Source organism: Streptomyces sp. NPDC029836 (assembly GCF_055574495.1).
Genome location: NZ_JBVHZI010000007.1, coordinates 181819 through 206004 on the forward strand (window position 1 = coordinate 181819; position 24186 = coordinate 206004).

General features: G+C 72.4%; 23 protein-coding genes. 15 read left to right on the forward strand and 8 right to left on the reverse strand.

The annotated features are described in order from the left end of the window. Positions 1 to 53: 53 nt before the first annotated feature. The 10 genes from ACZ4XJ_RS21530 to ACZ4XJ_RS21575 all read left to right on the forward strand — a co-directional run bounded on the left by ACZ4XJ_RS21530 (position 54) and on the right by ACZ4XJ_RS21575 (position 9564). Positions 54 to 995, forward strand: coding sequence for an FKBP-type peptidyl-prolyl cis-trans isomerase (locus ACZ4XJ_RS21530; RefSeq protein ID WP_468497049.1), 942 nt, complete (start codon positions 54 to 56; stop codon positions 993 to 995). Between the two features lie 28 nt (positions 996 to 1023). Next, positions 1024 to 1416, forward strand: coding sequence for an FKBP-type peptidyl-prolyl cis-trans isomerase (locus tag ACZ4XJ_RS21535; RefSeq protein ID WP_362882546.1), 393 nt, complete (start codon positions 1024 to 1026; stop codon positions 1414 to 1416). A 121-nt stretch (positions 1417 to 1537) separates the two neighbouring features. Further along, positions 1538 to 2500 (forward strand): helix-turn-helix transcriptional regulator, encoded by a 963-nt coding sequence (locus ACZ4XJ_RS21540; RefSeq protein ID WP_362882545.1) that lies wholly within the window; start codon positions 1538 to 1540, stop codon positions 2498 to 2500. A gap of 65 nt (positions 2501 to 2565) precedes the next feature. Then, entirely contained in the window at positions 2566 to 3534 is a 969-nt protein-coding gene (locus tag ACZ4XJ_RS21545) for a helix-turn-helix transcriptional regulator (protein WP_468497050.1), read from the forward strand. A 14-nt stretch (positions 3535 to 3548) separates the two neighbouring features. Then, a complete protein-coding gene (locus ACZ4XJ_RS21550; protein WP_468497051.1) occupies positions 3549 to 3857 on the forward strand; it encodes a hypothetical protein in 309 nt (102 codons plus the stop codon). 9 nt (positions 3858 to 3866) lie between these two features. Further along, complete coding sequence (locus ACZ4XJ_RS21555; protein WP_362882542.1) at positions 3867 to 4067, forward strand: hypothetical protein; 201 nt, start codon at positions 3867 to 3869, stop codon at positions 4065 to 4067. Between the two features lie 239 nt (positions 4068 to 4306). Further along, positions 4307 to 4603, forward strand: coding sequence for a Sec-independent protein translocase subunit TatA (gene tatA / locus ACZ4XJ_RS21560; protein WP_362882541.1), 297 nt, complete (start codon positions 4307 to 4309; stop codon positions 4601 to 4603). 55 nt (positions 4604 to 4658) lie between these two features. Next, positions 4659 to 5615 (forward strand): twin-arginine translocase subunit TatC, encoded by a 957-nt coding sequence (gene tatC / locus ACZ4XJ_RS21565; RefSeq protein ID WP_468497052.1) that lies wholly within the window; start codon positions 4659 to 4661, stop codon positions 5613 to 5615. A 349-nt stretch (positions 5616 to 5964) separates the two neighbouring features. Next, positions 5965 to 8817 carry a DEAD/DEAH box helicase gene (locus ACZ4XJ_RS21570; RefSeq protein WP_362882539.1) on the forward strand — a complete coding sequence of 951 codons (2853 nt, stop codon included), beginning with the start codon at positions 5965 to 5967 and terminating at the stop codon, positions 8815 to 8817. A gap of 90 nt (positions 8818 to 8907) precedes the next feature. After that, positions 8908 to 9564 (forward strand): TetR/AcrR family transcriptional regulator, encoded by a 657-nt coding sequence (locus ACZ4XJ_RS21575; RefSeq protein WP_362882538.1) that lies wholly within the window; start codon positions 8908 to 8910, stop codon positions 9562 to 9564. Here the strand turns inward: ACZ4XJ_RS21575 and ACZ4XJ_RS21580 are convergent. From ACZ4XJ_RS21580 to ACZ4XJ_RS21595, 4 genes are all read right to left on the reverse strand, one after another. After that, entirely contained in the window at positions 9561 to 10544 is a 984-nt protein-coding gene (locus tag ACZ4XJ_RS21580) for a pseudouridine synthase (protein WP_384002155.1), read from the reverse strand. The genes ACZ4XJ_RS21575 and ACZ4XJ_RS21580 overlap by 4 nt on opposite strands. A gap of 19 nt (positions 10545 to 10563) precedes the next feature. Beyond that, entirely contained in the window at positions 10564 to 12129 is a 1566-nt protein-coding gene (locus tag ACZ4XJ_RS21585; RefSeq protein WP_468497053.1) for a serine hydrolase, read from the reverse strand. Between the two features lie 93 nt (positions 12130 to 12222). After that, positions 12223 to 13068 (reverse strand): siderophore-interacting protein, encoded by an 846-nt coding sequence (locus ACZ4XJ_RS21590; protein ID WP_468497054.1) that lies wholly within the window; start codon positions 13066 to 13068, stop codon positions 12223 to 12225. A 49-nt stretch (positions 13069 to 13117) separates the two neighbouring features. After that, positions 13118 to 14023 (reverse strand): 5'-3' exonuclease, encoded by a 906-nt coding sequence (locus tag ACZ4XJ_RS21595; RefSeq protein WP_362882569.1) that lies wholly within the window; start codon positions 14021 to 14023, stop codon positions 13118 to 13120. Between the two features lie 493 nt (positions 14024 to 14516). Between ACZ4XJ_RS21595 and ACZ4XJ_RS21600 the strand changes: the two genes are divergently transcribed. Together ACZ4XJ_RS21600 and ACZ4XJ_RS21605 are read left to right on the forward strand one after the other, a co-directional pair. Continuing rightward, positions 14517 to 15065 carry a helix-turn-helix domain-containing protein gene (locus ACZ4XJ_RS21600; protein WP_362882567.1) on the forward strand — a complete coding sequence of 183 codons (549 nt, stop codon included), beginning with the start codon at positions 14517 to 14519 and terminating at the stop codon, positions 15063 to 15065. 4 nt (positions 15066 to 15069) lie between these two features. Next, the gene (locus ACZ4XJ_RS21605; RefSeq protein ID WP_468497055.1) at positions 15070 to 15789 is read left to right on the forward strand and encodes a helical backbone metal receptor; all 720 of its coding nucleotides are present in this window, start codon (positions 15070 to 15072) and stop codon (positions 15787 to 15789) included. 28 nt (positions 15790 to 15817) lie between these two features. Here ACZ4XJ_RS21605 and ACZ4XJ_RS21610 read toward each other — a convergent pair whose 3' ends face one another. Then, positions 15818 to 16972 (reverse strand): TDT family transporter, encoded by a 1155-nt coding sequence (locus ACZ4XJ_RS21610; protein WP_362882533.1) that lies wholly within the window; start codon positions 16970 to 16972, stop codon positions 15818 to 15820. Positions 16973 to 17042: 70 nt separating this feature from the next. Here ACZ4XJ_RS21610 and ACZ4XJ_RS21615 point away from each other — a divergent pair, with 70 nt between their 5' ends. After that, positions 17043 to 17966: a LysR family transcriptional regulator gene (locus ACZ4XJ_RS21615; protein ID WP_468497056.1), complete on the forward strand. Its 924-nt coding sequence runs from the start codon at positions 17043 to 17045 to the stop codon at positions 17964 to 17966. A gap of 56 nt (positions 17967 to 18022) precedes the next feature. On the opposite strand, the gene ACZ4XJ_RS21620 is transcribed toward ACZ4XJ_RS21615, so the two are convergent. The 3 genes from ACZ4XJ_RS21620 to ACZ4XJ_RS21630 all read right to left on the reverse strand — a co-directional run bounded on the left by ACZ4XJ_RS21620 (position 18023) and on the right by ACZ4XJ_RS21630 (position 21287). Continuing rightward, positions 18023 to 18757, reverse strand: coding sequence for a gamma-glutamyl-gamma-aminobutyrate hydrolase family protein (locus ACZ4XJ_RS21620; RefSeq protein ID WP_468497057.1), 735 nt, complete (start codon positions 18755 to 18757; stop codon positions 18023 to 18025). 86 nt (positions 18758 to 18843) lie between these two features. Then, positions 18844 to 20331 carry an ethanolamine permease gene (gene eat / locus ACZ4XJ_RS21625; RefSeq protein WP_468497058.1) on the reverse strand — a complete coding sequence of 496 codons (1488 nt, stop codon included), beginning with the start codon at positions 20329 to 20331 and terminating at the stop codon, positions 18844 to 18846. A gap of 209 nt (positions 20332 to 20540) precedes the next feature. After that, positions 20541 to 21287: a FadR/GntR family transcriptional regulator gene (locus ACZ4XJ_RS21630; RefSeq protein WP_468497059.1), complete on the reverse strand. Its 747-nt coding sequence runs from the start codon at positions 21285 to 21287 to the stop codon at positions 20541 to 20543. Between the two features lie 77 nt (positions 21288 to 21364). Between ACZ4XJ_RS21630 and ACZ4XJ_RS21635 the strand changes: the two genes are divergently transcribed. Both ACZ4XJ_RS21635 and ACZ4XJ_RS21640 read left to right on the forward strand, forming a co-directional pair. Beyond that, positions 21365 to 22738 (forward strand): glutamine synthetase family protein, encoded by a 1374-nt coding sequence (locus tag ACZ4XJ_RS21635; RefSeq protein WP_468497060.1) that lies wholly within the window; start codon positions 21365 to 21367, stop codon positions 22736 to 22738. A gap of 95 nt (positions 22739 to 22833) precedes the next feature. Then, positions 22834 to 24186, forward strand: a complete 1353-nt coding sequence (locus ACZ4XJ_RS21640) for an aldehyde dehydrogenase family protein (protein WP_468497061.1) — start codon at positions 22834 to 22836, stop codon at positions 24184 to 24186.

Consider the following 24186-nt stretch of genomic DNA (forward strand, 5'->3'; position numbering starts at 1 on the left):
GTCACGGCTTAGAGTGGCGGGCGACCGCCAGCCGTCTGAGATCTGAGGAACACGTGCGCCGACTTGCCGGCCTTCTTGTCGTACCGATGCTGCTGCTCACCACGGCGGCCTGCGGGGACGACAGCGGCTCCGACTCCGCCGAGACCAAGAACGGGGTGCCCGCGATCACGAAGGGCGCCAAGTTCGGGGAGACCCCGACCCTGGCCCAGGGCCAGGGCACGCCTCCCAAGGAACTGAAGGTGGAGGTCATCAGCGAGGGCAAGGGCCCGGTGCTGAAGAAGGGTGACATCGCCCAGGTCAACTACTCCGGCCAGGTGTGGGACGGCAAGGAGCCGTTCGACGCCAGCTTCGGCAAGGGCAAGACCTTCGACGTGAACATCGGCGCGGGCGCCGTCATCAAGGGCTGGGACCAGGGCCTGGAGGGTCAGAAGGTCGGCAGCCGCATCGAGCTGGTGATCCCCCCGGAGCTCGGTTACGGGGCCCAGGGCTCGGGCGAGAAGATCAAGCCGAACGCCACGCTGGTGTTCGTCGTGGACATCGTCAAGGGCGCCACCGTTCCGGCCTCGGCCAAGGGCAAGGAAGTCGCGCAGGAGAACAAGGACCTGCCGAAGGTCGGTAGCAACACGGACGGCAAGGAAGTCTCCGTGACCGTCCCGAAGGACACCGAGCCGCCGGCGAAGCTGGTCTCGAACTACGTGATCGAGGGCGACGGTCCGGTGGTCAAGGACACCGACAACGTCGTGGTGAAGTTCAACGGCAAGACGTGGAAGGACGACAAGTCCTTCGAAAGCACGTACGCCACCGACTCGTCGGTGACGTGGCCGATGTCCGAGCTCTCGGTCAAGGGTCTGAAGGAAGGCCTGCTGGGCAAGAAGACCGGCAGCCGGATCCTGCTGGTCATCCCGCCGGCCGACGGCTTCGGCGACAAGGAGCAGGGCACCATCCCGGCCAATTCGACGCTGGTCTTCAGCCTCGACATCCTCGCGGTGATGTAAGACTGTTCCGGTTGACCGGTTCGTACGCATGAGGAGCAGTTCCGTGAGCGACAAGCTCGAAAAGCCCGAGATCGACTTCCCCGAGGGTCCGGTTCCGACCGAACTCGTCATCGAGGACATCTGGGAGGGCGACGGCGCCGAGGCGAAGGCCGGTGCCATGGTCTCGGTCCACTACGTGGGCGTGGCGTTCTCCACCGGTGAGGAGTTCGACGCTTCCTGGAACCGCGGCTCCGCGCTGCAGTTCCCGCTCGGCGCCGGCCGCGTCATCGCCGGCTGGGACCAGGGCATCGCCGGCATGAAGGTCGGTGGCCGTCGCAAGCTGACGATCCCGGCCCACCTCGGCTACGGCGACCGTGGTGCGGGCGCCGCGATCGCGCCGGGCGAAACGTTGATCTTCGTCTGTGACCTGATGGGCGCCTGATCGACCGGTAGCCACGGTGTGGGCCCCCGCCTTCGGGCGGGGGCCCTCGCTTTTGCCCGGGCCCGCCGGGACGGTACGGTCACGGTCACGAGTGCGTGCGCGAAACGGGGGGACGGCATCGATGGCGATCGCCAAGGCCGAGCGGCTGATGAATCTGGCGCTGTGTCTGCTGGGGACCCGTCGTCCCCTCAGCAAGCGCGAGCTGCGCGGCTCCATCGAGGCCTACCTTGAGGCGGGCAACGACGAGTCGTTCAACCGCATGTTCGAGCGGGACAAGGACGATCTGCGTGAACTCGGCCTCGTCATCGAGACGGTGGAGAACATCGAGGGCGAGATCGGTTACCTGGCCCGCCGGGACAGCAACCGGTTGCCGCCCGTCTCCCTGGACGCCGAGGAGGCCGCGGCCCTCGGGCTCGCCGCGAAGGTCTGGCAGCAGGCCCGTCTCGCGGGCGCGGCCAGCGGGGCCCTGCAGAAGTTGCGCGCGGGCGGGATGCCGGAGGCCGGCGACCCGTACGAGGGTCAGCACAGTGCCATCGAACCGCGCATCCCCGTCCACGAGGCGGCCTTCGAGCCGCTGATGCTGGCCTGCCGGGACCGGCGGCCCGTGGTCTTCGAGTACCGCAAGTCCAACGCCGCCCGCCCCGAGCCGCGTCAGGTCGAGCCGTGGGCGCTGGAGTGCTGGCGCGGCCACTGGTACCTGGCCGGCTTCGACCGCGACCGCGGCGCGGAGCGGGTGTTCCGGCTCTCCCGGATCACCGGCAAGGTCCGCTCCCGCGCCGGGAAGTACACCGCCGAGGTGCCCGACGTGGTGACCGTACGGGAGACCGTGGCGAGCTGGGCCGGCGAGGGGGCCGAGCGCTCCGCGCTGATCCGGCTGCGGACCGGCGCCGGATATCCGCTGCGGGCCAAGGCCACCGCGGTGCGCGAGGGCGGGGGCGGGGACGGCTGGGACGAGCTGGAGATCCCCTACGGGCACGGGCTCGACGCCTGGCTCGTGGAGTTCGGACCGGACGTCGTCGTGGTGGAGCCCGCGGACCTGCGCGCCGACGTGGTGGACCGGCTGCGCGCCGTCGCCCGCGCCTGAGCGCGACCGCAGGGTCCCGAGCCCGGAACATCGCTAGCAACGCCCTGAGGGGGAGACGTACCAGCATGGCTGCCAACGCCATCGACCAGACCCGCCGGATGCTGTCCCTGGTGACCTACCTGCGCGAGCGGCCCGGTGCGCACGTCGCCGACGTCGCCCGCGCCTTCGGGATCACCGAGGACGAGCTGATCTCGGACCTCGACGTACTGCCCATGTGCGGGACCAGCTTCCGCGGCGGCGACCTGCTCGACATCGACACCGACGGCGAGCGCATCTGGTGGCGCAACCCCGACGCGTCGGGGGAGTCCACCGCCGAGCCCCTGCGGCTGGCCGCCGACGAGGCGACGGCGCTGCTGGTCGCCGCCCGCGCCGTGGCCACCCTGCCGGGGCTGCGCGAGAGCGACCGGGACGCCCTGCTGCGGGCCACCGCCAAGCTGGAGGCCGCCGCCGGCGAGGCGGCGGGCGCCAGCTCCCGACTGTCGGTGACCTTCGAGTCCGAGGGCGGCGTCTTCGCGGACGTCGACCGGGCCATCGCCGAGCGGCGCCGGCTGTGGCTGCGCTACTACTCGCCGGCGCGCGACGAGCTGACCGAGCGCGTCGTCGACCCGATCCGCCTGTTCGCCGTCGGGCACACCTACCTGGAGGGGTGGTGCCACCTGTCGGAGGCCCGCCGTACCTTCCGGCTGGACCGGGTCGCGGAGATCCGGCTCCTGGACGAACGTTCCGAGCCGCCGGCGATCGAGCCCCGGGACCTGTCGGTGGGGTTGGTGCAACCCGCCGCCGAGGATCCGGAGGTGGTGGTCGACGTCGGCCCCGGCGGTCGTTGGGTCGCCGAGTACTACCCGCACGACAGCGCCGTGGAGCAGCCCGACGGCGGCCTGCGGATCACGCTGCGCAGTCCCGACCCGGCCTCGCTGCGCCGGCTCGCGCTGCGGCTGGGCCGCGACGGGCGGATCGTGTCGCCGGCGGACCTGGCGCACAGCGCCCGCAAGGCCGCGGTGGAGGCACTCGCCGGGTACGGGGAACAGGTCTAGGGAGCGGGGGAGCGATGGCGGCAACATCTGGACCCGTGACCGGATCCCCGACGGGCCGGACCTCCGGTGCGCCGGATCCGGTCGGCGGCGCCGCGGGCGGGCCGGTCACCTTCAAGGCCGCCTGCCCGGAGTGCCGGGCCCGGTTCGAGCTGGCGGCCGGCGCGCTGCGGCTGGCCATCGGCGGCAGCCGGCGCACCACCTTCTATTCCTTCACCTGTCCCGAGTGTGCCGCCCAGGTCCGCAAACCCGCCGGTGAGCGCATCGTGGAGCTGCTGACCGGCGGTGGGGTGAGCACGCTGCGCAGCGTCCGGGGCAGGGGATAGGCTCCTCCCATGCTGTGGCCGATGCTCGCAATTGCCCTGGGCTTCCTCGGGGTGGCCGTCCTGTCCGTACTGGCCGTACGGGTCTTCGTCGAGGTCCGGCGGCTCGCCGGACAGGTGGACGAGGCCAGCCGGCGGATCACCGCGGCCTCGGGGGACCTGGAGCGGGCCGCCGCCGATCTGGCGCGGGCGGGCGGAGCGGCCCGGCCGTAGTCCGGCGGCGGGCGGGCGCCGGGGACCGCACGGGGCCGGCCGATAGGTGGCCGCGCACCCATGGAAAAGGGGCGGTGGGAGCCGTACCGTCTGAGGCGCGCAAATAGCGTGGATACCCCCGGGGATTGCCGGGCGTTAACCCTCGGGGGTTACGATCGATGTCAGAGCGGTAGCGGATCTTGATCCGAAATCCGCCGAGGCCACCACAACCAGCCGTTTCGGTGAGAAGGAAGACACACATGATCGGCAATCTGAAGCCCCTTGAGATCCTTCTGATCATCGCTGTCATCGTGTTGCTGTTCGGCGCCAAGAAGCTCCCCGAGATGGCTCGCTCGCTGGGCAAGTCGGCCCGCATCCTCAAGAGCGAGGCGAAGGCGATGAAGAAGGACGGCGAGGCCGAGGACGCGGCCACCGCCGCCACGGTTGCCGACCCGGCCCCGCAGCCGACCACGGCCCCGCGCACCATCCAGGCCGCCCCCGGTGACGTCACCAGCGCCCGTCCCGTCAGCGAGCCCAACCACACCGCCAAGAGCTGACACCGGCGGTCACCACCGCCGCGCCAGTCATCTGCAACGAGACGAGGGACGTGGGTTGCTCAAGTCTGCCCGCAAGCAGGAGAAAGCGGACAAGGACGCCGAAGGGCGGATGCCTCTTGTCGAGCACCTGCGTGAGCTGAGAAACCGTCTGCTGAAGTCGGTCCTGGCGATCCTCGTGATCACCGTGGTGGCGGCCTTCTTCTACAAGGACCTCATCGACTTCATGCTGAAGCCGATGCTGGATTCCGTCGGCTGTACCGACGGGATCGTCTCGCAGCGCAACGGCCGTCCGTGCGCCGACATGACCGTCAACGGTCTGATCGCGCCGTTCTCGATCGCCCTCAAGGTCTCGCTCATGGCCGGTGTGGTGCTCTCCGCCCCGGTGTGGCTCTACCAGCTGTGGGCGTTCACCGCCCCCGGCCTGCACAGTCACGAGAAGAAGTACGCGATGAGCTTCGTCGCGATCGGCGCGCCGCTGTTCGGCGCCGGCGCGGTCCTCGCGTACCAGGTCCTCCCGCAGACCGCCACGATCCTCCTGGAATTCACCCCCGATCACGCGCGCAACCTGCTGCCGGTCGACGACTACCTCGACCTGGTCACGCGCATGGTCATCGTCTTCGGTCTGGCCTTCGAGCTGCCGCTGCTGCTGATCCTGCTGAACTTCACCGGGGTCCTCACCGGCAAGCGGCTGGCGAGCTGGTGGCGGGCCATGGTCCTCGGCATCACCGTCTTCGCGGCGTTCGCGACCCCGACCGGTGACCCCCTCACCATGCTGTCGCTGGCCGCCCCGATCATCACCCTCTACTTCGTCGCGCTCGCCGTCTGTCTCGTCAACGACCGCCGGCGCGCCCGCAACGACCCCGACGCGGGCCTCGACGACGACGAAGCCGCCGAGCTGGACCTCACGCCGGCGCCGATCGGCGCGATGGAACCCGTCGCCGCCCCGTCCACGCTGCCCGAACAGGCCGTCGGCGGACGCCGCCGGATCAACGGTTACGACGACGCGACCTGACGGGTGGATTCCGTCGGGTGACCGCCGGGATCACCCTCTTCGTCAATCCCACCGCCGGACGCGGCCGGGGCGCGCACGCCGCGCCACCGGCCGCTTCCGCGCCGGCCCGGGCCGTACCGGATCACCCGTCGACGACGGGCCGCCCTTCGAGACCGGGGCCACCATCCGAAGGCGGGCGTCCTCCGGGCCGCCGGGGTCACCCCGGAGGCGGCCGGACCCGGCGCGTACGCGGACGGCGAACCATTCGGAGGCCTTCCGGTGAGCGCCGAGTTTGTCCGCGCGGCCCCGCTCCTGCTCGCGTAAATGATCGCGACTGTTGTCGGAGGCGACGGGTAGGCTCGATACCAAGATGACCGAAGAACTCTCTCCCGCCGAGCGGTACGCCGCTGCCCGGATCCGCGCCGCCGAAGAGGCCACCTCACTGGCACCCTTCCGCGAGATGTACGAATTCGACCTGGATCCGTACCAGGTCGAGGCCTGCAAGGCATTGGAGGCGGGCAAGGGCGTCCTGGTGGCCGCCCCGACCGGCTCGGGCAAGACCATCGTCGGCGAGTTCGCCGTGCACCTGGCGCTCCAACAGGGCCGCAAGTGCTTCTACACGACGCCCATCAAGGCGCTGTCGAACCAGAAGTACGCCGACCTCGTCAAGCGTTACGGCGCCGCCAAGGTGGGCCTGCTGACGGGTGACAACAGCGTCAACTCCGACGCCCCCGTGGTCGTGATGACCACCGAGGTGCTCCGCAACATGCTGTACGCGGGCTCGAAGTCGCTGCTGGGCCTGGGCTACGTCGTGATGGACGAGGTGCACTACCTCTCCGACCGGTTCCGCGGCGCCGTCTGGGAGGAAGTGATCATCCACCTCCCCGAGTCGGTGACCCTCGTCTCGCTGTCCGCGACCGTCTCCAACGCCGAGGAGTTCGGCGACTGGCTCGACACCGTGCGCGGGGACACCGAGGTCATCGTCTCCGAGGAGCGGCCCGTACCGCTGTGGCAGCACGTCATGGCCGGCCGCCGGGTCTACGACCTCTTCGAGGAGGAGTCCGACCACGGAGGCCGCGGCTCCGCCCGCCGCGAGGTCAACCCCGACCTGCTGCGGATGGCCCGCGAGGAGAACAGCCGTACCTACAGCCCCAAGGACCGGCGGCGCGGCAAGATGGTCCGCGAGGCCGATCGCGAGCGCGAGCGCCGTTCCCGCAGCCGGATCTGGACGCCCGCCCGCCCCGAGGTGATCGGCCGGCTGGAGAACGACAACCTGCTGCCCGCCATCAACTTCATCTTCAGCAGGGCCGGCTGTGAGGCCGCCGTCCAGCAGTGCCTGTACGCGGGGCTGCGGCTCAACGACGACTCCGCGCGACTGAAGGTCCGTCAGATCGTCGAGGAGCGGACCGCCTCCATCCCCACCGAGGACCTGCACGTCCTCGGCTACTACGAGTGGCTCGAAGGCCTGGAGCGGGGCATCGCCGCGCACCACGCGGGCATGCTGCCCACCTTCAAGGAGGTCGTCGAGGAGCTGTTCGTCCGCGGCCTCGTCAAGGCCGTGTTCGCCACCGAGACGCTCGCGCTGGGCATCAACATGCCCGCGCGCACGGTCATCCTGGAGAAGCTCGTCAAGTGGAACGGCGAGCAGCACGCCGACATCACCCCCGGCGAGTACACGCAGCTGACCGGCCGGGCCGGCCGGCGCGGCATCGACGTCGAGGGCCACGCGGTGGTGCTGTGGCAGCGCGGCATGGACCCGGTGGCGCTGGCGGGCCTCGCCGGTACCCGTACGTATCCGCTGCGCTCCAGCTTCAAGCCCTCCTACAACATGGCCGTCAACCTGGTCAGCCAGTTCGGCCGGCACCGCTCGCGCGAGCTGCTGGAAACCTCCTTCGCGCAGTTCCAGGCCGACCGTTCCGTCGTGGGCATCTCCAAGCAGGTGCAGCGCAACGAGGAGGGCCTGGAGGGCTACCAGCAGGGCATGACCTGCCACCTGGGCGACTTCGAGGAGTACGCGGGGCTGCGCCGCGGCCTCAAGGACCGCGAGAACGACCTGGCCAAGCAGGGCGCGGCGCAGCGCCGGGTGCAGGCGGCCGGTTCGCTGGAGCGGCTCAAGCCGGGCGACGTCATCCACGTGCCGACCGGCAAGTTCGCCGGGCTGGCGCTCGTCCTGGACCCGGGCGTGCCGGCCGGGCGGGTCAACGGGCACCGCGGGTACGAGTACACCGAGGGTCCGCGCCCGCTCGTCCTCACCGTCGAGCGGCAGGTCAAGCGGCTCGCCGCGATCGACTTCCCGGTCCCGGTCGAGGCCATCGACCGGATGCGGATCCCCAAGACGTTCAACCCCCGGTCGCCGCAGTCCCGCCGGGACCTGGCGTCCGCGCTGCGCGCCAAGGCCGGCCACCACACGCCCGAACGGCACCGGCCGGGTCGGGCCGCGGCGGCCGACGACCGGGAGATCACCCGACTGCGCGCCGCGCTGCGGGCCCACCCCTGCCACGGCTGCGACGAGCGTGAGGACCACGCCCGTTGGGCGGAGCGCTACCACCGGCTCCAGCGCGACACCCAGCAGCTGGAACGGCGCATCGAGGGCCGGACGAACACCATCGCCCGCACCTTCGACCGGATCCACGCGCTGCTCACCGAGCTGGACTACCTGCGCGAGGACGAGGTCACGGTGCACGGCAAGCGGCTCGCCCGGCTCTACGGCGAGCTCGACCTGCTGGCCTCGGAGTGCTTGCGCGAAGGGGTGTGGGAAGGCCTGAGCCCGGCCGAACTGGCCGCCTGCGTATCGGCGTTGGTCTTCGAGTCGCGGCAGTCCGACGACGCGGTGGCGCCGAAGGTGCCGGGCGGCGCGGCGAAGGCGGCGCTGGGCGAGATGGTCCGCATCTGGGGCCGGCTCGACGCGCTGGAGGAGGAGCACCGCATCAACCAGACGGAGGGTGTGGGCCAGCGCGAGCCGGACCTCGGCTTCGCCTGGGCGGCGTACCAGTGGGCCTCCGACAAGAGCCTGGACGAGGTGCTGCGCGAGGCGGAGATGCCGGCCGGTGACTTCGTCCGCTGGTGCAAGCAGGTCATCGACGTGCTGGGGCAGATCGCGGCGGCGGCGCCGTCGTCCTCGGCTCCGCCGTCCTCGGCGGGCGGGAGCACGGTGGCGCGAAATGCCCGTAAGGCCGTGGACGGGCTACTTCGGGGTGTAGTGGCCTACAGCTCGGTCGGCTAGCCGCTTTTGGGGCTTCCTCCTAGACCCGTCCTGGCCGGATCTCATCTCTTGCCATGATCGATTCGCCGTGTCCTGTGCGACGATCGGCGCATGAGTGCGGGAGCGGACGAAGGACCGAGACGGGTCGGTCGGCCACGTGCCGACCAGCTGAGACCGGATACCGGCCGGCCGCCGCGCGAGGAACTCCTGTGCGCGGCGGCCGAGCTGTTCACGGCGCGCGGGTACGGGGCCACCACCACGCGGGCGGTGGCCGAACGGGCCGGGATGCGTCAGGCGACGATGTACCACTACTTCAGTGGCAAGGAGGAACTCCTCGCCGAACTGCTGGAGTCCACGGTCGCACCCTCGCTGGTGCTGTCCCGGCGGCTGCTGGCCGAGACCGGCCGGCCGGCCGCGCGGCGGCTGTGGGAGCTGTGCCGCTCCGACGTCCTGCTGCTGTGCGGCGGCCCGTACAACCTGGGCGCCCTCTACCTGCTGCCCGAACTGCGGGGTTCGCGCTTCGCGCAGTTCCGGCGGATGCGGGCCGAACTGCGCGACACCTACCGGACCTTGCTCAAGGGAACGTCCGTCGGCGCCGAGCTGGCGGGGGACAAGGCCGGACTGACGCTTCGCAACGACCTCGTCTTCGGTCTGATCGAGGGCGTCATGCTGATCCACCGCTCCGACCCGGCCCGCCAGCCCGCCGCGTTCGCCGAGGCCGCGGCCGACGCCGCGCTGCGCATCGCGGGCGTGGCGGAGCCGACCTAGGTCGGCTCCGTCGGGAGCGTCGGTCCCGTTTCCCAGCCGGGTCGGTCGTCCCAGGCCTGGAGGGTGAGGCCGCTCTCCAGGTGGTGGACGAGGCCCGTCACCGGGTCGGTGAAGGCGAGGGTGCGGGCCAGCAGCTGGAGCGGGCGGCGGTGGTCGGTCGGGTCGGCCGGTTCGGCGACCACCGGGTAGACCGGGTCGCCGAGGATGGGCAGGCCGAGGGAGTTCATGTGCACCCGCAGCTGGTGGGTGCGGCCGGTGTGCGGGGTGAGCCGGTAGCGGCCCAGACCGTCGCGGACGTCGGTCAGCTCGACCAGGCTCTCGGCGTTGGGCTCCGCCCCGGGGACCTCGCCGGCGGCCATGACGCCGCGGACCTTCTCGATGTGGCTGCGGACCGTACGGGGCAGTTCGACCGCCGGGTCGTGGACCGCGAGGGCCTCGTACTCCTTGCGGACCAGCCGGTCCTGGAACAGCGACTGGTAGGCGCCGCGGTCCTCCGGGCGGATGCTGAACATGACCAGGCCCGCCGTCATCCGGTCCAGCCGGTGCGCGGGGCTCAGGGTCGGCAGGTCCAGTTCCCGGCGCAGTCGGGCCAGGGCCGTCTGGAAGACGTGGCTGCCGCGCGGGGTGGTCGCCAGGAAGTGCGGCTTGTCCACCACCAACAGGTGCCGGTCCCGGTGGACCACGCCGATCGGGAAGGGCACGGGCGGTTCCGCCGGCATGTCCCGGTGGTAGAAGATCCAGCCACCCGGCTCGTACGCGTCCTGCGGGCGCAGCACGCGGCCGCCCGGGCCCACGACCCGGCCCGCCGACAGCAGCCGCGCCATCGACTCGGCGCCGCGGGTGCCGGCGTAGCGCTCGGTCAGGTACGCGCCGAGGGTCGGCCACTTCTCCTGCGGATCGGGAGGCAGCCGCAGCCGGACCGGGTCGATGCCGGAGAGCTGGGGCAGGGGCGAGGGCGGTACGTGGGATCTGCGGGTCATCAGGGACCAGGGTAGGCGGCTACTCCTGGGTGAAGGTGCCCAGGTGGTTCTCGTCCAGGTACTCCACGCGGACGGTGCCGTCGGCGAAGGTGACCCCGGTGCGGCCGACCGCGTTCTCGCCGGAGGTCACGAAGCTGAAGGTGTCCCCGTCGTAGTGGGTCAGCGGGAAGCGCTTCGGTCCGGGGCCGAGCGAGAGGGTCAGGCTCGTGCCGTCGCCCCGGTCCTCGCCGTCGGCGGTGACGGTGAGCGGGCCGTAGAACGGGTTGGTGTACGTGCCGGTGTAGGCGTTGTCGTCGCGGGCGGGGCGGGCGCCGGCCGGCGCCTTCGCGTAGTCGGTGGGGGAGCGGTTCGCGTTCTCCGCCCGCGCGTACAGGGAGGAGGTCAGCGCCAACCAGTCGGTGGTCGGCCCGCCGTGTTCGGCGGTGTCGAAGAAGTCCAGGGCGACGGCGTCGGCGAGGCCCACGGGGGCGCCGTTGGTCAGGACGACGATGCCGAGCTGTTCCCGGGGCAGCAGGGTGACGTTGGAGTTGGCGCCGAGGGCGAAGGCCCCGGAGTGGCTCAGGCGCAACCGGCCGGCCTGGTCGTAGCCGACGTTCCAGCCGAGGCCGTAGAACTGCGGGGTGCCCTGGGGGGTCTCGGCCTGGGCGACGATCTCGGGCAGGTGGGTGCGGGCGAGGGTGTCGGCGGGGATGACGCGCTTGCCGTCGAGGGTGCCGCCGGAGAGTTGGAGGCGCAGCCAGCGGGCCATGTCGCGGGCCGTGGAACTGACCCCGCCGGCCGGGGCCTGGGCGTCGGCGTCCCGGACGAAGCGGGGGCTCCAGGTGCCGTCGGGGTTCTTGACGTGCCCGTACGCGCGGTCGGGGGCGTTCGCGTAGGCGGCGAACTCGGTGCTGGTGCGGGTCATCCCGGCGGGCCGGAACAGGGTGTCCTCGCTGAGCTTCCGCCAGCTGGTGCCGCGGTCGCGGGCGATGGCCTCGGCGGCGGCGGTGAGACCGAAGTTGGTGTAGGCGTAGCTCGCGCGGAACGGGGTCAGGGGCTCGAAGCGGAGGTGGTCAAGGATGTACGGCCGCTCGTAGCCGAGGTCCTCCAGGAGGTCCCCGGCGTGGTCGGGGAGGCCGGTGCGGTGCGCGAACAGGTCGGCGGTGGTGACGTGGGCGCTGACCCAGGGGTCCTTGAGGGCGAAGCCGGGCAGGGTCGCGCCGAGGGGCCGGTCCCAGGCGTCGGCGGAGGCGAGGGCGCCGGCGACGACGGTGGAGGAGATCGGCTTGGAGAGGGAGGCGAGCTGGAAGACGGTGTCGGGGTCGACGCCCGCCGTCGCGCCGGTCCTGCGGACGCCGTAGCCCTGGAGGTGGACCACCTTGTCGCGGTGGACCACGACCACCGAGACGCCGGGCACGCCGGTGCTCCGCATGCCGTCCCGGACCGTCCGCTCGAGGCGGGCCAGCGCGGTCGAGACGTCGGCGTCGGTGAGGAGCGGCTTGGGGGGCGGGGGTGGTGTCGGGGCCGCCCGCGCCGCCGCCGCGGAACCCGTCGCGACGAGGAGCAACGCGGCCCCGGCCAGCCCGGCCGCGCGGAGCGTACGCATGGGGACATTGTCCCGCCGAACGGGTGACCCCGCCCTCCGGCGGCTGTGGGGGCAGGGTCGGGTGCGTTCGTTCGTGGGCGGGGAAAGGTTCCCTCAGGCGGCGGCGCGGGGGCGGAGGTCCTGTTCGGCCTCCACGCCGGCGTTCCAGTCCCGCTTGATCGCGCGCCAGCCCTCGTCCGTCTCGCCCAGGCGCCAGTAGCCCGAGATCGACAGGCGCTCCCGGGGGACGCCCCGGTCCAGGCGCAGGTGACGGCGGAGTTCCTTCACGAAGCCCGCCTCGCCGTGGACGAAGGCGTGCACGTCGTCGGAGGGGAACGCGAAGGAGGAGATCGCCTCCACCAGGGCGGCGCCCACCGGGCGGTCGCCGCGGTGCAGCCAGACCGGCACGACCCCGTCCGGGGTGGCGAACTTCTGCTCGTCGGCCGGGCCGTCGATCTCCACGAAGGCGTGCACCCGCGCGCCCACCGGCATCCGCTCCATCGCGGCCGCGATGGCCGGCAGGGCGCTCTCGTCACCGGCCAGCAGGTGCCAACCGGCCGTCGGGTCGGGTGCGTACGCGCCGCCGGGACCGAGGAAGTGAACCGGTTCGCCGGGCTGGACGCGGGCCGCCCACGGACCGGCCAGGCCCTCGTCGCCGTGGACGACGAAATCCAGGGTCAGCTCCCGGTGGGCGGGGTCCCAGTGACGGACCGTGTACGCGCGCTGGCGCGGCCAGTACTCGCGGTGGTGCGTGGAGCGGATCCGTTCGAGGTCCCAGGGTTCCGCGTAGCGCACGCCCTCGGGCGCGAACAGCAGCTTCACGTAGTGGTCGGTGTACACACCCGCGTCGAAGCCCGACAGTCCGTCACCGCCCAGCACGATCCTGACCATGTGCGGCGTGAGCCGCTCGGTGCGTACGACCACTGCGGTGCCGACAGTGCGGGCGCGTCCTTCTGCCACGGCGTCTCCCTGAACTCCCCTGAAACTTAGGATTACCTAAGTTAGCACCTCACGCGAGCAGTGCGCTGCTCAGGCGCGAGACGGCTCCGCCGAGACCCCACCGATGGGCGAGTGCGTCGACCACCTCGGGCTGCGCCGGAACCCTTGGCAGCGCCGGGTCGAAGGGCGGAAGCGGGACGTCCGAGGCCACCTGGACGACCTTCGGGGCCACCGCCAGGTACGGCCGGGATTCATCGAGCCGCCTACGCTGTGTGGGGGTCAGTTTCGACTTCGGGTCGTCGATCGCGGCGATGATGCCGGCCAGGTCCCCGTAGGCGTCCAGCAGCTTGGCGGCGGTCTTCTCACCGACTCCGGGAACGCCCGGCAGGCCGTCGCTCGGGTCGCCGCGCAGCAGGGCCAGGTCCGCGTAACCGGCGCCGTCCACGCCGTACTTCTCGCGCAGCCAGGCCTCGTCCGTCAGCTGGAGCATCCCCACGCCCTTGAGCGGGTACAGGACGCGGCGCTGCCGTGCGTCGTCGACCAGCTGGTAGAGGTCCCGGTCGCCGGTGACGATGTCCACCGGGCCGCTCGCGCGGGCGGTGAGCGTGCCGATCACGTCGTCCGCCTCGTACCCGGCGACGCCCACGCGGGCGATGCCGAACGCGTCGAGCGCCGCCTCGATGATCGGCACCTGGGGGGCGAGGGTGTCCGGGGTCTCCTCCACGTCGGGCCCGGATTCCGTCTCCCGGGCGACCCGGTGCGCCTTGTAGGAGGGGATCAGCTCCACCCGCCAGTGGGGCCGCCAGTCGGCGTCCATGCAGGCCACCAGGTCATCGGGGTGGTGGTCGTGGACGAGCCGCCCGATGAAGTCGAGCAGTCCGCGGACGGCGTTGACCGGGGTGCCGTCGGGGGCCTTCACGGAGTCCGGAACGCCGAAGTAGGCGCGGTAGTAGAGGGAAGCGGTGTCGAGGAGCATCAGGCGTCGTGTCGTCACGCTAACGATGATGCCGCACCCGGCCCGGCGGCCCGCGGGTCACCCGCGGTGATCGTTTCGTCACTCCAACAGGTGGCCCGCCGCGCGCATCCGCGATCTTTCCCGGAGGGTGTGACCACTGGCGGGACGTTCTGCCCGCCCGGCCCCCCGGCCGCCCGCCCGTCCGTCGCGCCGGGGCGTGCTCGTCGACGGCGACCGCGTGCTGTGGCGGGCCCCGGCGGCCGCCCCGAGTGACCCGGAGGATACGCGATGTCGCCCGGGGCGGGGTCCGGTACGCCCTTGCACGCGAATCCGGAGGCGGTTGCTGCGTAAGGTGCTTACAGCACACCGATGTGCGACGAGGACAGGGGAGGGCAGCCCCGAAATGAACGGCAAGGAAGACGCAAACATCGCGGACGGCACGGGCGGCAGGGACTGCGGGAACGGTCCCGCCGCCGGAAGCGACAAGGAGAAGGACTCCAAGGAACCGCTGCGGGTGGGAGTGGCCGTCCGCAAGCGGCGCCGTGCCCTGCACCTGACCCTCGCCGCCGTGTCGGCGCGCAGCGGTCTGTCGGTGCCCTTCCTGAGCCAGATAGAGAACGAGCGCGCCCGCCCCAGCATGCGGTCCCTGGAACGGGTCGCCGACGCCCTGGAGACCACCGCGGTCGAGCTGCTGGCCGCCTCCGACACCGCGCGCACCGTGGACCTCGTACGGGCCGGCGACGAGTCCGACCTCACGCCGGTGCCCGGCGTCCGCGCGCTGGTGCGCGGCCACCACCAGCTGCACGCGCTGGAGTTCACCGGGGAGCAGGACGCCGGCCGTGAGTACCAGCACCGCAACGACGAGCTGATGTACGTGGTCTCCGGCGCCTGCCAGGTGGAGGCCGAGGGGCGGGCGTACCGACTGGAGAGCGGCGACGCCCTCTTCCTGTCCGGCGGGGTGCGCCACCGCTGGCGGGCCACCGGTGAGGACACCCGGATCCTGGTCGTCGCGGTCGGTGACCACATCCACGCCACGTCCGAGCCCCCGTCGCCGGGGCACTGAGCCCGTGCGCGTCGTCTCGCTCGTGCCCTCGCTGACCGAGGCGGTCGCGGTGAGTGCCCCCGGTCTGCTGGTCGGCGTCACCGACTGGTGCACGCACCCGGCGGACCTCGGGGACGCCGTACGGATCGGGGGGACGAAGAACCCGGACGTACGGGCCGTGCTGGAGCTGCGCCCGGACCTGGTCATCGCCAACGAGGAGGAGAACCGGGCCCCCGACCTGGCGGCGCTGCGCGCGGCCGGGGTGGAGGTGCTGGTCACGGAGGTACGGGACCTCCCGCAGGCGCTGTCCGAACTGGACCGGGTCCTGGTGGGGGCGTTGGGGCTGGAGCGGCCCGGGTGGTTGGCGGACGCCGAGGAGGCCTGGGCGCGGGCGGAGCCGGTGGGGGAACTCACCGCGTTCGTGCCGATCTGGCGGCGACCCTGGATGGTGCTGGGCCGGGACACCTTCGCCGGGGACCTGCTGGCCCGCCTCGGGGTGCGCAACGCGTACGCCGGGCACCCGGAGCGGTACCCGAGGGTGGCCGCGGCGGAGGCGGCCGGGCTCGGCTGCGACCTGGTGGTGCTGCCCGACGAGCCCTACCGGTTCACCGCCGGGGACGGGCCCGAGGCCTTCCCCGGACTGCCCGCCGCGCTGGTCAGCGGCCGTCACCTGACCTGGTACGGGCCCTCGTTGGTTGAGGCTCCGGCGGTCCTGGCGGCGGCGCTGCGGGCGGCCCTGCGCTGAGCGCCGGCCCACGTCGTACGGAGCGGGGTCAGCGCGGGGCGGCGAGCAGGCGGCCGCCGAACAGGCCGCGCAGGGTGTGCGCGGCGGCGAGCAGCCAGGCGACGAGCAGGCCGACGAAGAGGGCCGCGGCCAGCCAGGAGAACGCGGTCAGGCCGGTGTGGCGGGCCAGTCCGGCGGCGCCGGTGACGCAGGTCCCGACGGGGAAGGTCAGCGCCCACCAGGTCATCGCGAAGGGCATCCCGGCGCGGGCGGCGCGCACCAGCATCGCCGATGCCAGGGCCAGCCACAGCAGGGCGAAGCCCATGACGGGGACCCCGTAGACGACCGCGAAGGCACCGAACGCCCCGGCGTACGGGGCCTGGACGGCGCCCGGAGCCACGTCGGCGAGCTGGTTGACGGCGGTGGCGGACTGGCCGAGGGGACCCAGGACCAGGAACAGGGTGGGGGTCAGCGCCAGCGGCAGCGGGCCGCTGACGATGAGCCGGCCGAGGATCAGGGGGAGCAGCATCAGGGTCGCCAGCAGGCTGACGCCGAACATGGCGTAGCAGGCGAGCAGCATCGCCTCGCGGAGCTGACCGGCGGGCAGGTGGGGTATCAGCAGCGGGCCCACGGCGGCGGAGACCATCGGGGCGACCACGGGCAGCAGCCAGACGGGCGTGGCCTGGGACGCCCGGACCTCGTGGCGGACCACCATCAGGTAGGGCACGACCACGGCCATGACCAGGGCGATCACGGTGCCGGTGGAGAACAGCACGACGTCGGCGGCGAGGGCGGCACGGTCCCCGATCAGGTCCTTGCCGACGATCATCGTGCCCGCGCCGACGGCCAGCAGGGCCATCGACAAACAGCCGTAGAAGGGCGCGACGGCCGGGTCGAGCAGATGGGCCCGGGCCTGGTCGCGGTGGTGGAGCCAGTGCCCGGCGCGGGCGAGGAGCAGGACGAGCAGGGCGACGGCCGACAGTGCCCACACCAGCTGACAGGCCGTGCGCTGGCCGGGCAGCTGGTACGGGAGGGTCGCGCCGGCGTTGGCGATGATGGCCGTACCCATGACGCAGGCGTACCAGTTCGGGCCGAGGTGGCGCAGCGCCGGGGCCCTGTGGGCCCGGGGTGCGGTCGTGGTGCGGGTGCCGGGGGCGGCGGTGGTGGTGCGGGTGGCGCGGGTCGGCGCGAGGGTGGTGGCCATGGGTCCAGCCTGGTCCCGGGGGCCGGGGGTGGGCAGAGGTCGCATCCCTATGAGGCCATAAACTGATGTTATGGGTAATGGCGAGTGGGTTCCGCTGGCGCACCGCGTGCCGGATCTCGGCGCGCTGGAACTGCTGCTCGCGGTCGCCCGCGTCGGCAGCCTGAGCGGCGCGGCACGGCGGATGGGCATCACCCAGCCCGCCGCGAGCAGCCGGATCCGGGCCATGGAGACCCGGCTGGGCGTGGCCCTCGTCGACCGGTCCCCGCGCGGGTCGACCCTGACGGCCGAGGGTGCGCTGGTCACGGACTGGGCCCGACGGGTGGTGGAGGCGGCCGAGGCGCTCGACGCGGGCGCGCAGGCGCTACGGGGCCGTCGCGACTCGCGGCTGCGGGTGGCGGCCAGCATGACCATCGCGGAGTACCTGTTGCCAGGGTGGCTGATCGCCCTGCGCGGGGACCGGCCCGGTACGGCGGTGTCCCTGCACGCGGGGAACTCGGCGGACGTCGCCACGCGGGTCCTCGCGCACGACGCGGACCTGGGCTTCGTGGAGGGGCTGTCCGTGCCGGAGGGGCTGGACTCGGCGGTCATCGCCCAGGACCGGCTCGTCGTCGCGGTGGCGCCCTCGCACCCCTGGGCGCGGCGCACCCGGGCGGTGGCGGCGGCCGAGCTGGCGCGGACCCCGCTGATCCTGCGGGAGCGGGGTTCGGGCACCCGGCAGGTGCTCGACGCGGCGCTGGCGGGGTGCGGGGGACTGGCGGAGCCCCTGCTGGAGCTGGCGTCGACCACGGCCGTGAAGGCGGCGGCCGTCAGCGGCGCCGGGCCCTGCGTGCTGTCGGAGCTCGCGCTGGGGGACGAGCTGGCCGGGCGGCGGCTGGTGGCCGTCCCCGTCGCGGGCGCCGACCTGGCCCGGGCCCTGCGCGCGGTGTGGCCCACCGGCAACCGCCCGGCCGGCCCGGCTCGCGACCTGCTGTCCCTGACGCGGGGCCGGCCGTAGTCGGCGGTGGCCAGGCGGGTGGCCGGGCGGGCCCGGCCGGGGCGGCGGGTCCGGGGTCAGCCGGTCGTGGCGGTCGTGAGGGTGCGCGGGGTCCCGTACGGGGAGCGGACGCCCGCCGCTTCGATCAGGGCCGCCATCACGCGGGTGTCCTTGTCGCGTTCCGGGTGCCACTGGACGCCGACCACCCACGGCGCCGGGTCGGGGAGTTCGATCGCCTCCACCGTGCCGTCCAGGGCGTACGCCGAGACGACCAGGTCCCGGCCCAGCCGGTCCACCGCCTGGTGGTGGTAGGTGGGCACCTCGGCCTCCTCGGGGACGAGCGCCGCGTACCGGGTGCCGGCGACCGGCCGTACCGGATGCCGACCGGCGATCCCCGGGGTGTCGGCGTGGCCGTCGATGTGTTGGACCAGGGTCCCGCCCAGGACGACGTTCAGGGCCTGCATGCCCCGGCAGATGCCCAGCACCGGCGTACCGGAGTCCAGGGCCGCCGCGAGCAGCGCCAGCTCCCACGCGTCGCGGACCGTCGCCGGGGCGCCGGTGCGCGGGTCGCGCTCGGCCCCGTAGTGGACCGGGTCCACGTCGGGTCCGCCCGCCACGACCAGGCCGTCCACCCGCTCCAGCACCTCCGCCGCCCGCCCCGGTTCGTCCGGCGGCAGCAGCACGGCCGCGCCGCCCGCCGCCTGGACGAGCGCGTGGTAGTCGGCGGGGACGAGGGACGTGGGCAGGTCCCACACGCCGTAGCGGGTGGACGCCTCCACGTACGTGGTGATGCCGATGAGCGGCCTGGGCACGGGTGTACCTCCGGTGGTGGTGCCGAACGGTGGTGCTCGGTGAGCGGGCGGGCGGGACGGATCGGGAGCCGTCGGGGCCCAGGGTTTCAGTCCCGGGTCAACTCCGCCTCGGCTTCCGCGAGCGCGGCGAACTCCTCCTCGGGCGCCGAGGCGACCAGCCGGCGCCGGCTGTAGACGGCGAAGTAGGCGAGGGCGACGGCGTAGACGCCGAGCGCGATGAACGCCGCGTCCTTGTCCACCAGGAAGGTCGCGACCAGTGCCGACAGGGCCAGCACGAACGCGACGGACGAGGTCAGCACGCCGCCCGGGGTCCGGTACGGGCGCTCCAGGCCCGGCTCCCGGCGGCGCAGCACGATGTGCGACAGGGCCATCAGGGCGTACGAGATCGTCGCGCCGAACACCGCGATGTTCAGCATCCGGGCGCCGTTGCCGGTGGCCGCCGCGAGGGCGAAGCCGATCGCGCCCGGGATCACCAGACCGAGGTACGGGGCCTTGCGCTTCGAGGTCAGCGACAGGAAGCGCGGCAGGTACCCGGCCCGGGAGAGGGCGAACAGCTGGCGCGAACCGGCGTAGATGAGCGAGAAGAACGAGGCGACCAGGCCCGCCAGCCCCGCGTAGTTGACGAACCGGCTCAGCGCGGTCGGCCCGCCGTCCCCCTCCAGCGCCACGACGAGCGGGTTGCCGGCGCTCCGTACCGCGTCGGCGCCCTGGGCGCCGGTGGCGGCGAAGAAGGTGATCAGGGCGAGCAGGGTCAGGACGCCCATCGAGATGGCGAGGGCCTTCGGCATCGAGCGGACCGGGTCCTTCGCCTCCTCGGCGGCCAGCGGCACGCCCTCGACGCCGAGGAAGAACCACATGCCGAACGGGAAGGCCGCCCAGATGCCGAGGACACCGAACGGCAGCCACGAGCTCGCTCCGAACGCGCTCGTGTCCACCGCGATGTCGTCGAGCGAGGACGCGTCGAACTCGGTGAACGCGCCGACCGCGAAGATCAGCAGCGCGGCCACGGCGATGGCGGTGACGACGAGGCTGAAGCGCAGCGCCTCGCCCACGCCCCACAGGTGGACGCCGATGAAGACGACGAAGCAGCCGAGGTAGACCGGCCAACTGGAGGTCAGGCCGAAGAGGCCCAGTGACTCGACGTAGTCGCCGATGAAGATGACGATCGCCGCCGGGGCCAGGATGTACTCGATCAGGATGGCCGTGCCGGTCAGGAAGCCGCCCCAGGGGCCCAGCGCCCGCCGGGCGAAGCCGTAGCCGCCGCCCGCCGTCGGCAGGATCGTGGACAGCTCGGCGAGGGAGAACACCAGGCAGGCGTACATGACGCCCATCAGGACGGTCGCGATGGCCAGGCCGCCGAAGCCGCCCTTGTCGAGGCCGACGTTCCAGCCGGAGAAGTCCCCGGAGACGACGTACGCGACGCCGAGTCCGGTCAGCAGCAGCCAACCGGCGCTGCCGCGCCGCAGGGTACGTCGGCGCAGGTACTCGGCCTCCGCGCCGCCGGGGGAGCCGCCGCCGGGGGAGCCCGACCCGGCTGGTGTCTTCGCGGTCACGGGTGCGATGTCGTCGGCCATGTGCGCTCCTGCCTAGGGCAATGGTTGTGAGGCGTACCTTTGCGGCAGGGGAGTGGAGCGCGCAAGACCCTTGCGTTAAACAGGGGTTACGAAACCCTCCCGGTCACGACCCGTCACCATCCGTCACGACCCAGCGCCACCGGGCGCTCCTGGTCGCGCCGCTCGCACGCGGCTCGCCCCGCCCCGCGTGTCGTCGCTCCGGCCCCGCCTCACGCGAGGAACCCGCGCAGCAGGGCCGCCGTACCGCAGCAGTGCTCCCGCATGGTCTCGCGCGCCCCGTCGGCGTCGCCCTCCTGGACCGCCTCGACCAGGGCCGAGTGCTGCTGCTGCGAGTGCTCCAGGTTGCGCACCAGCAGCGGTATGCAGTCCAGCAGGTCGTTCACGCTCGCCCGGACGGCCGCGTACTGGGCCGTCAGCGTGGCGGAGCCGGCCAACTCGCACAGGGTCAGGTGGAAGAGGGTGTCCTGGCGGCGGTAGTCGGTGAGCGGGGCGTCGTGGGTGGCGGCCAGGGCGCGCAGCAGCCGTTCGGAGCCCTCCTCGGTCAGCCCCTGCGAGGCGCACAACCCCGCCGCGCCGACCTCCAGCACCTCGCGGAAGCGCAGCGCGTCCTCGATGTCCACCCCGGCGACGCGTCGCCGCAGCTCCTCCTCGGCGCCGCCCGCCGGGGTGTCGGGGCGGGCCAGGACGAAGGTTCCGCCGTACCGGCCGCGCCGCGCCTCGACCAGGCCCTGGTCCTGGAGCACCTTCAGGACCTCGCGCAGGGTGACCCGGCTGATCCCCATCCGCTCCGCGAGTTCCCGCTCCGGCGGGAGCCGTTCGCCCCCCGGCACCAGGCCCAGCCGGACCACCTGGAGGATCTGTTCGAGGGCCTCCTCGAAACCGTTGCCCGCCCGGACCTGCCGCAGCACCGGATTCAGTCGTGCGATCGAGCCACCCTCGCTCGTCGTGTCGGTCATCTCGGCCCCTCCCCTTCCCAAGCAATGGTTCTATTCAATACCTTAGGCCTCCTCGGCTCACCGAAGGAGAGATTCCAGTGGTAGACCGCAAGCCGCCGCTCGCGCCCGAGGAGCTCCGCGCCCTCGTCGCCAGCGGTGAGATCGACACCGTCGTCCTGGCCTTCCCCGACATGCAGGGACGCCTCCAGGGCAAGCGGTTCGCCGCACAGTTCTTCCTCGACGAGGTCCTCGCCCACGGCACCGAGGGCTGCAACTACCTCCTCGCCGTCGACACCGACATGAACACCGTCGACGGCTACGAGATGTCCTCCTGGGACCGGGGCTACGGCGACTTCGCCATGCACCCCGACCTCGACACGCTGCGCCGCATCCCCTGGAACCCCGGCAGCGCCTTCGTCCTCGCCGACCTCGCCTGGAGCGACGGCACGCCCGTCGTCGCCGCGCCCCGACAGATCCTGCGCCACCAGTTGGAGCGGCTCGGCGAACTGGGGTACACCGCGATGGTCGGCACGGAACTGGAGTTCATGGTCTTCCAGGACACCTACGAACAGGCCTGGAACGCCAACTACCGCGGCCTGACCCCCGCCAACCAGTACAACATCGACTACTCCGTCCTCGGCACCGGCCGCGTCGAGCCCCTGTTGCGCCGCATCCGAAACGAGATGCAGGCCGCCGGACTCGTCGTCGAGTCCGCCAAGGGCGAGTGCAACCTCGGCCAGCACGAGATCGTCTTCCGCTACGACGAGGCGCTCACCACCTGCGACCAGCACGCCGTCTACAAGACCGGCGCGAAGGAGATCGCCGCCCAGGAGGGCGTCTCGCTCACCTTCATGGCCAAGTACGACGAGCGCGAGGGCAACTCCTGCCACATCCACCTCTCCCTGGCCGACACCGACGGGCACAACGCGATGGCCGGTGACGGACAAGACGCCGAACACGGAATGTCACCCGTGATGCGGCACTTCCTGGCCGGCCAGCTGGCCGCGCTGCGCGACTTCTCCCTTCTCTACGCCCCGAACATCAACTCGTACAAGCGTTTCCGCCCGGGATCCTTCGCCCCGACCGCCGTCGCCTGGGGCGTGGACAACCGGACCTGCGCCCTGCGCGTGGTCGGTCACGGCCGCTCCATGCGCTTCGAGAACCGCCTCCCCGGCGGCGACGTCAACCCCTACCTCGCCGTCGCCGGCCTGGTCGCGGCCGGGCTGTACGGCATCGAGAACCGCCTGGAACTCCCCGACTCCTGTCCGGGCAACGCCTACACCGCCGACTACGCGCACGTCCCCACGACCCTGCGGGAGGCGGCGGAACTCTGGGAGAACAGCGAGATCGCCAAGGCGGCGTTCGGCCCCGAAGTCGTCGCGCACTACCGGAACATGGCCCGCGTCGAACTCGACGCCCACGACTCCGCCGTCACCGACTGGGAACTGCGCCGCTCCTTCGAACGCCTGTAACCGGCCGCGGCGCACCCGCACGCATCGCACACCGCACCACCCGCCCCGAAGAACCTGAGAGGCACCACGTGTCCGAAGTGCTGGACCCTGTCCGGTTGACAGTGCTGAACCCGGCCACCGAGGAAGTCGTCGCCACCGTCCCGACCGCCACACGGGACGACGTCGACGCCGCCGTCGTACGAGCCGCCGCCGCCCAGCGCGGCTGGGCCGCCGCCGCCCCCGCGGACCGGGCCCGACTCCTGCGCCGCTTCGCCGCGATCGTCGACGCGCACGTCGAGGAACTCGCCCTCCTGGAGGTCCGTGAGGCCGGCCACACCCTCGGCAACGCCCGCTGGGAAGCGGGCAACGTACGCGACCTGCTCGACTTCGCCGCCGGCGGCGTCGAACGCCTCTCCGGCCGACAGATCCCGGTCGCCGGCGGCATCGACGTCACCTTCCTCGAACCCCTCGGCGTCATCGGCGTGATCGCCCCCTGGAACTTCCCGATGCCGATCGCCGCCTGGGGCCTGGCCCCCGCCCTGGCCGCGGGCAACGCCGTCCTCCTCAAACCCGCGGAGACCACCCCGCTCACCGCCCTGCGCCTGGCCGAACTCGCCCTCGAAGCCGGGATCCCCGAGCACCTCTTCCAGGTGCTCCCCGGCCACGGGTCCGTCACCGGCGAAGCGCTCGTCGAACACCCCGGGGTCGCCAAGATCGTCTTCACCGGCTCCACCGGCGTCGGCAAGCGCATCATGGCCAAGTGCGCCGACCGGGTGAAACGGGTCACCCTCGAACTCGGCGGCAAGAGCCCCAACATCGTCTTCGCCGACGCCGACCTCGAAGCCGCCGCGGCCGCCGCCCCCATGGCCTTCCTCGACAACACCGGCCAGGACTGCTGCGCCCGCACCCGGATCCTCGTCCAGCGCTCCGTGTACGACCGGTTCCTCGCCCTCGTCACCCCCGGCATCGAATCGGTCGTCGTCGGCGACCCGCTCGACGAGAAGACGCAGATGGGCCCGCTCATCTCCCGCGCCCAGCTCGACCGCGTCCGCTCCTACGTCACCGACGACCTCACCGCCGTCCGCGGCTCCGCCCCCGAGGGCCCCGGCTTCTGGTACCCGCCCACCCTCGTCACCGACGCCGCCGCCACCGCGCCCGTCGCCGTCGAGGAGGTCTTCGGGCCGGTCGCCGTCGTCCTGCCCTTCGAGGACGAGGAGGACGCCGTACGCCTGGCCAACGCGACCGAGTACGGCCTCTCCGGCTCCCTGTGGACCCGCGACGTCGGCCGCGCCCTGCGGGTCTCGCGCGCCGTCGCCGCGGGCAACCTCTCCGTCAACTCGCACAGCAGCGTCCGCTACTGGACCCCCTTCGGCGGCTACAAACAGTCCGGACTCGGCCGCGAACTCGGCCCGGACGCCCTCACCGCCTTCACCGAAACCAAGAACGTCTTCATCAGCACGGAGGCCTGA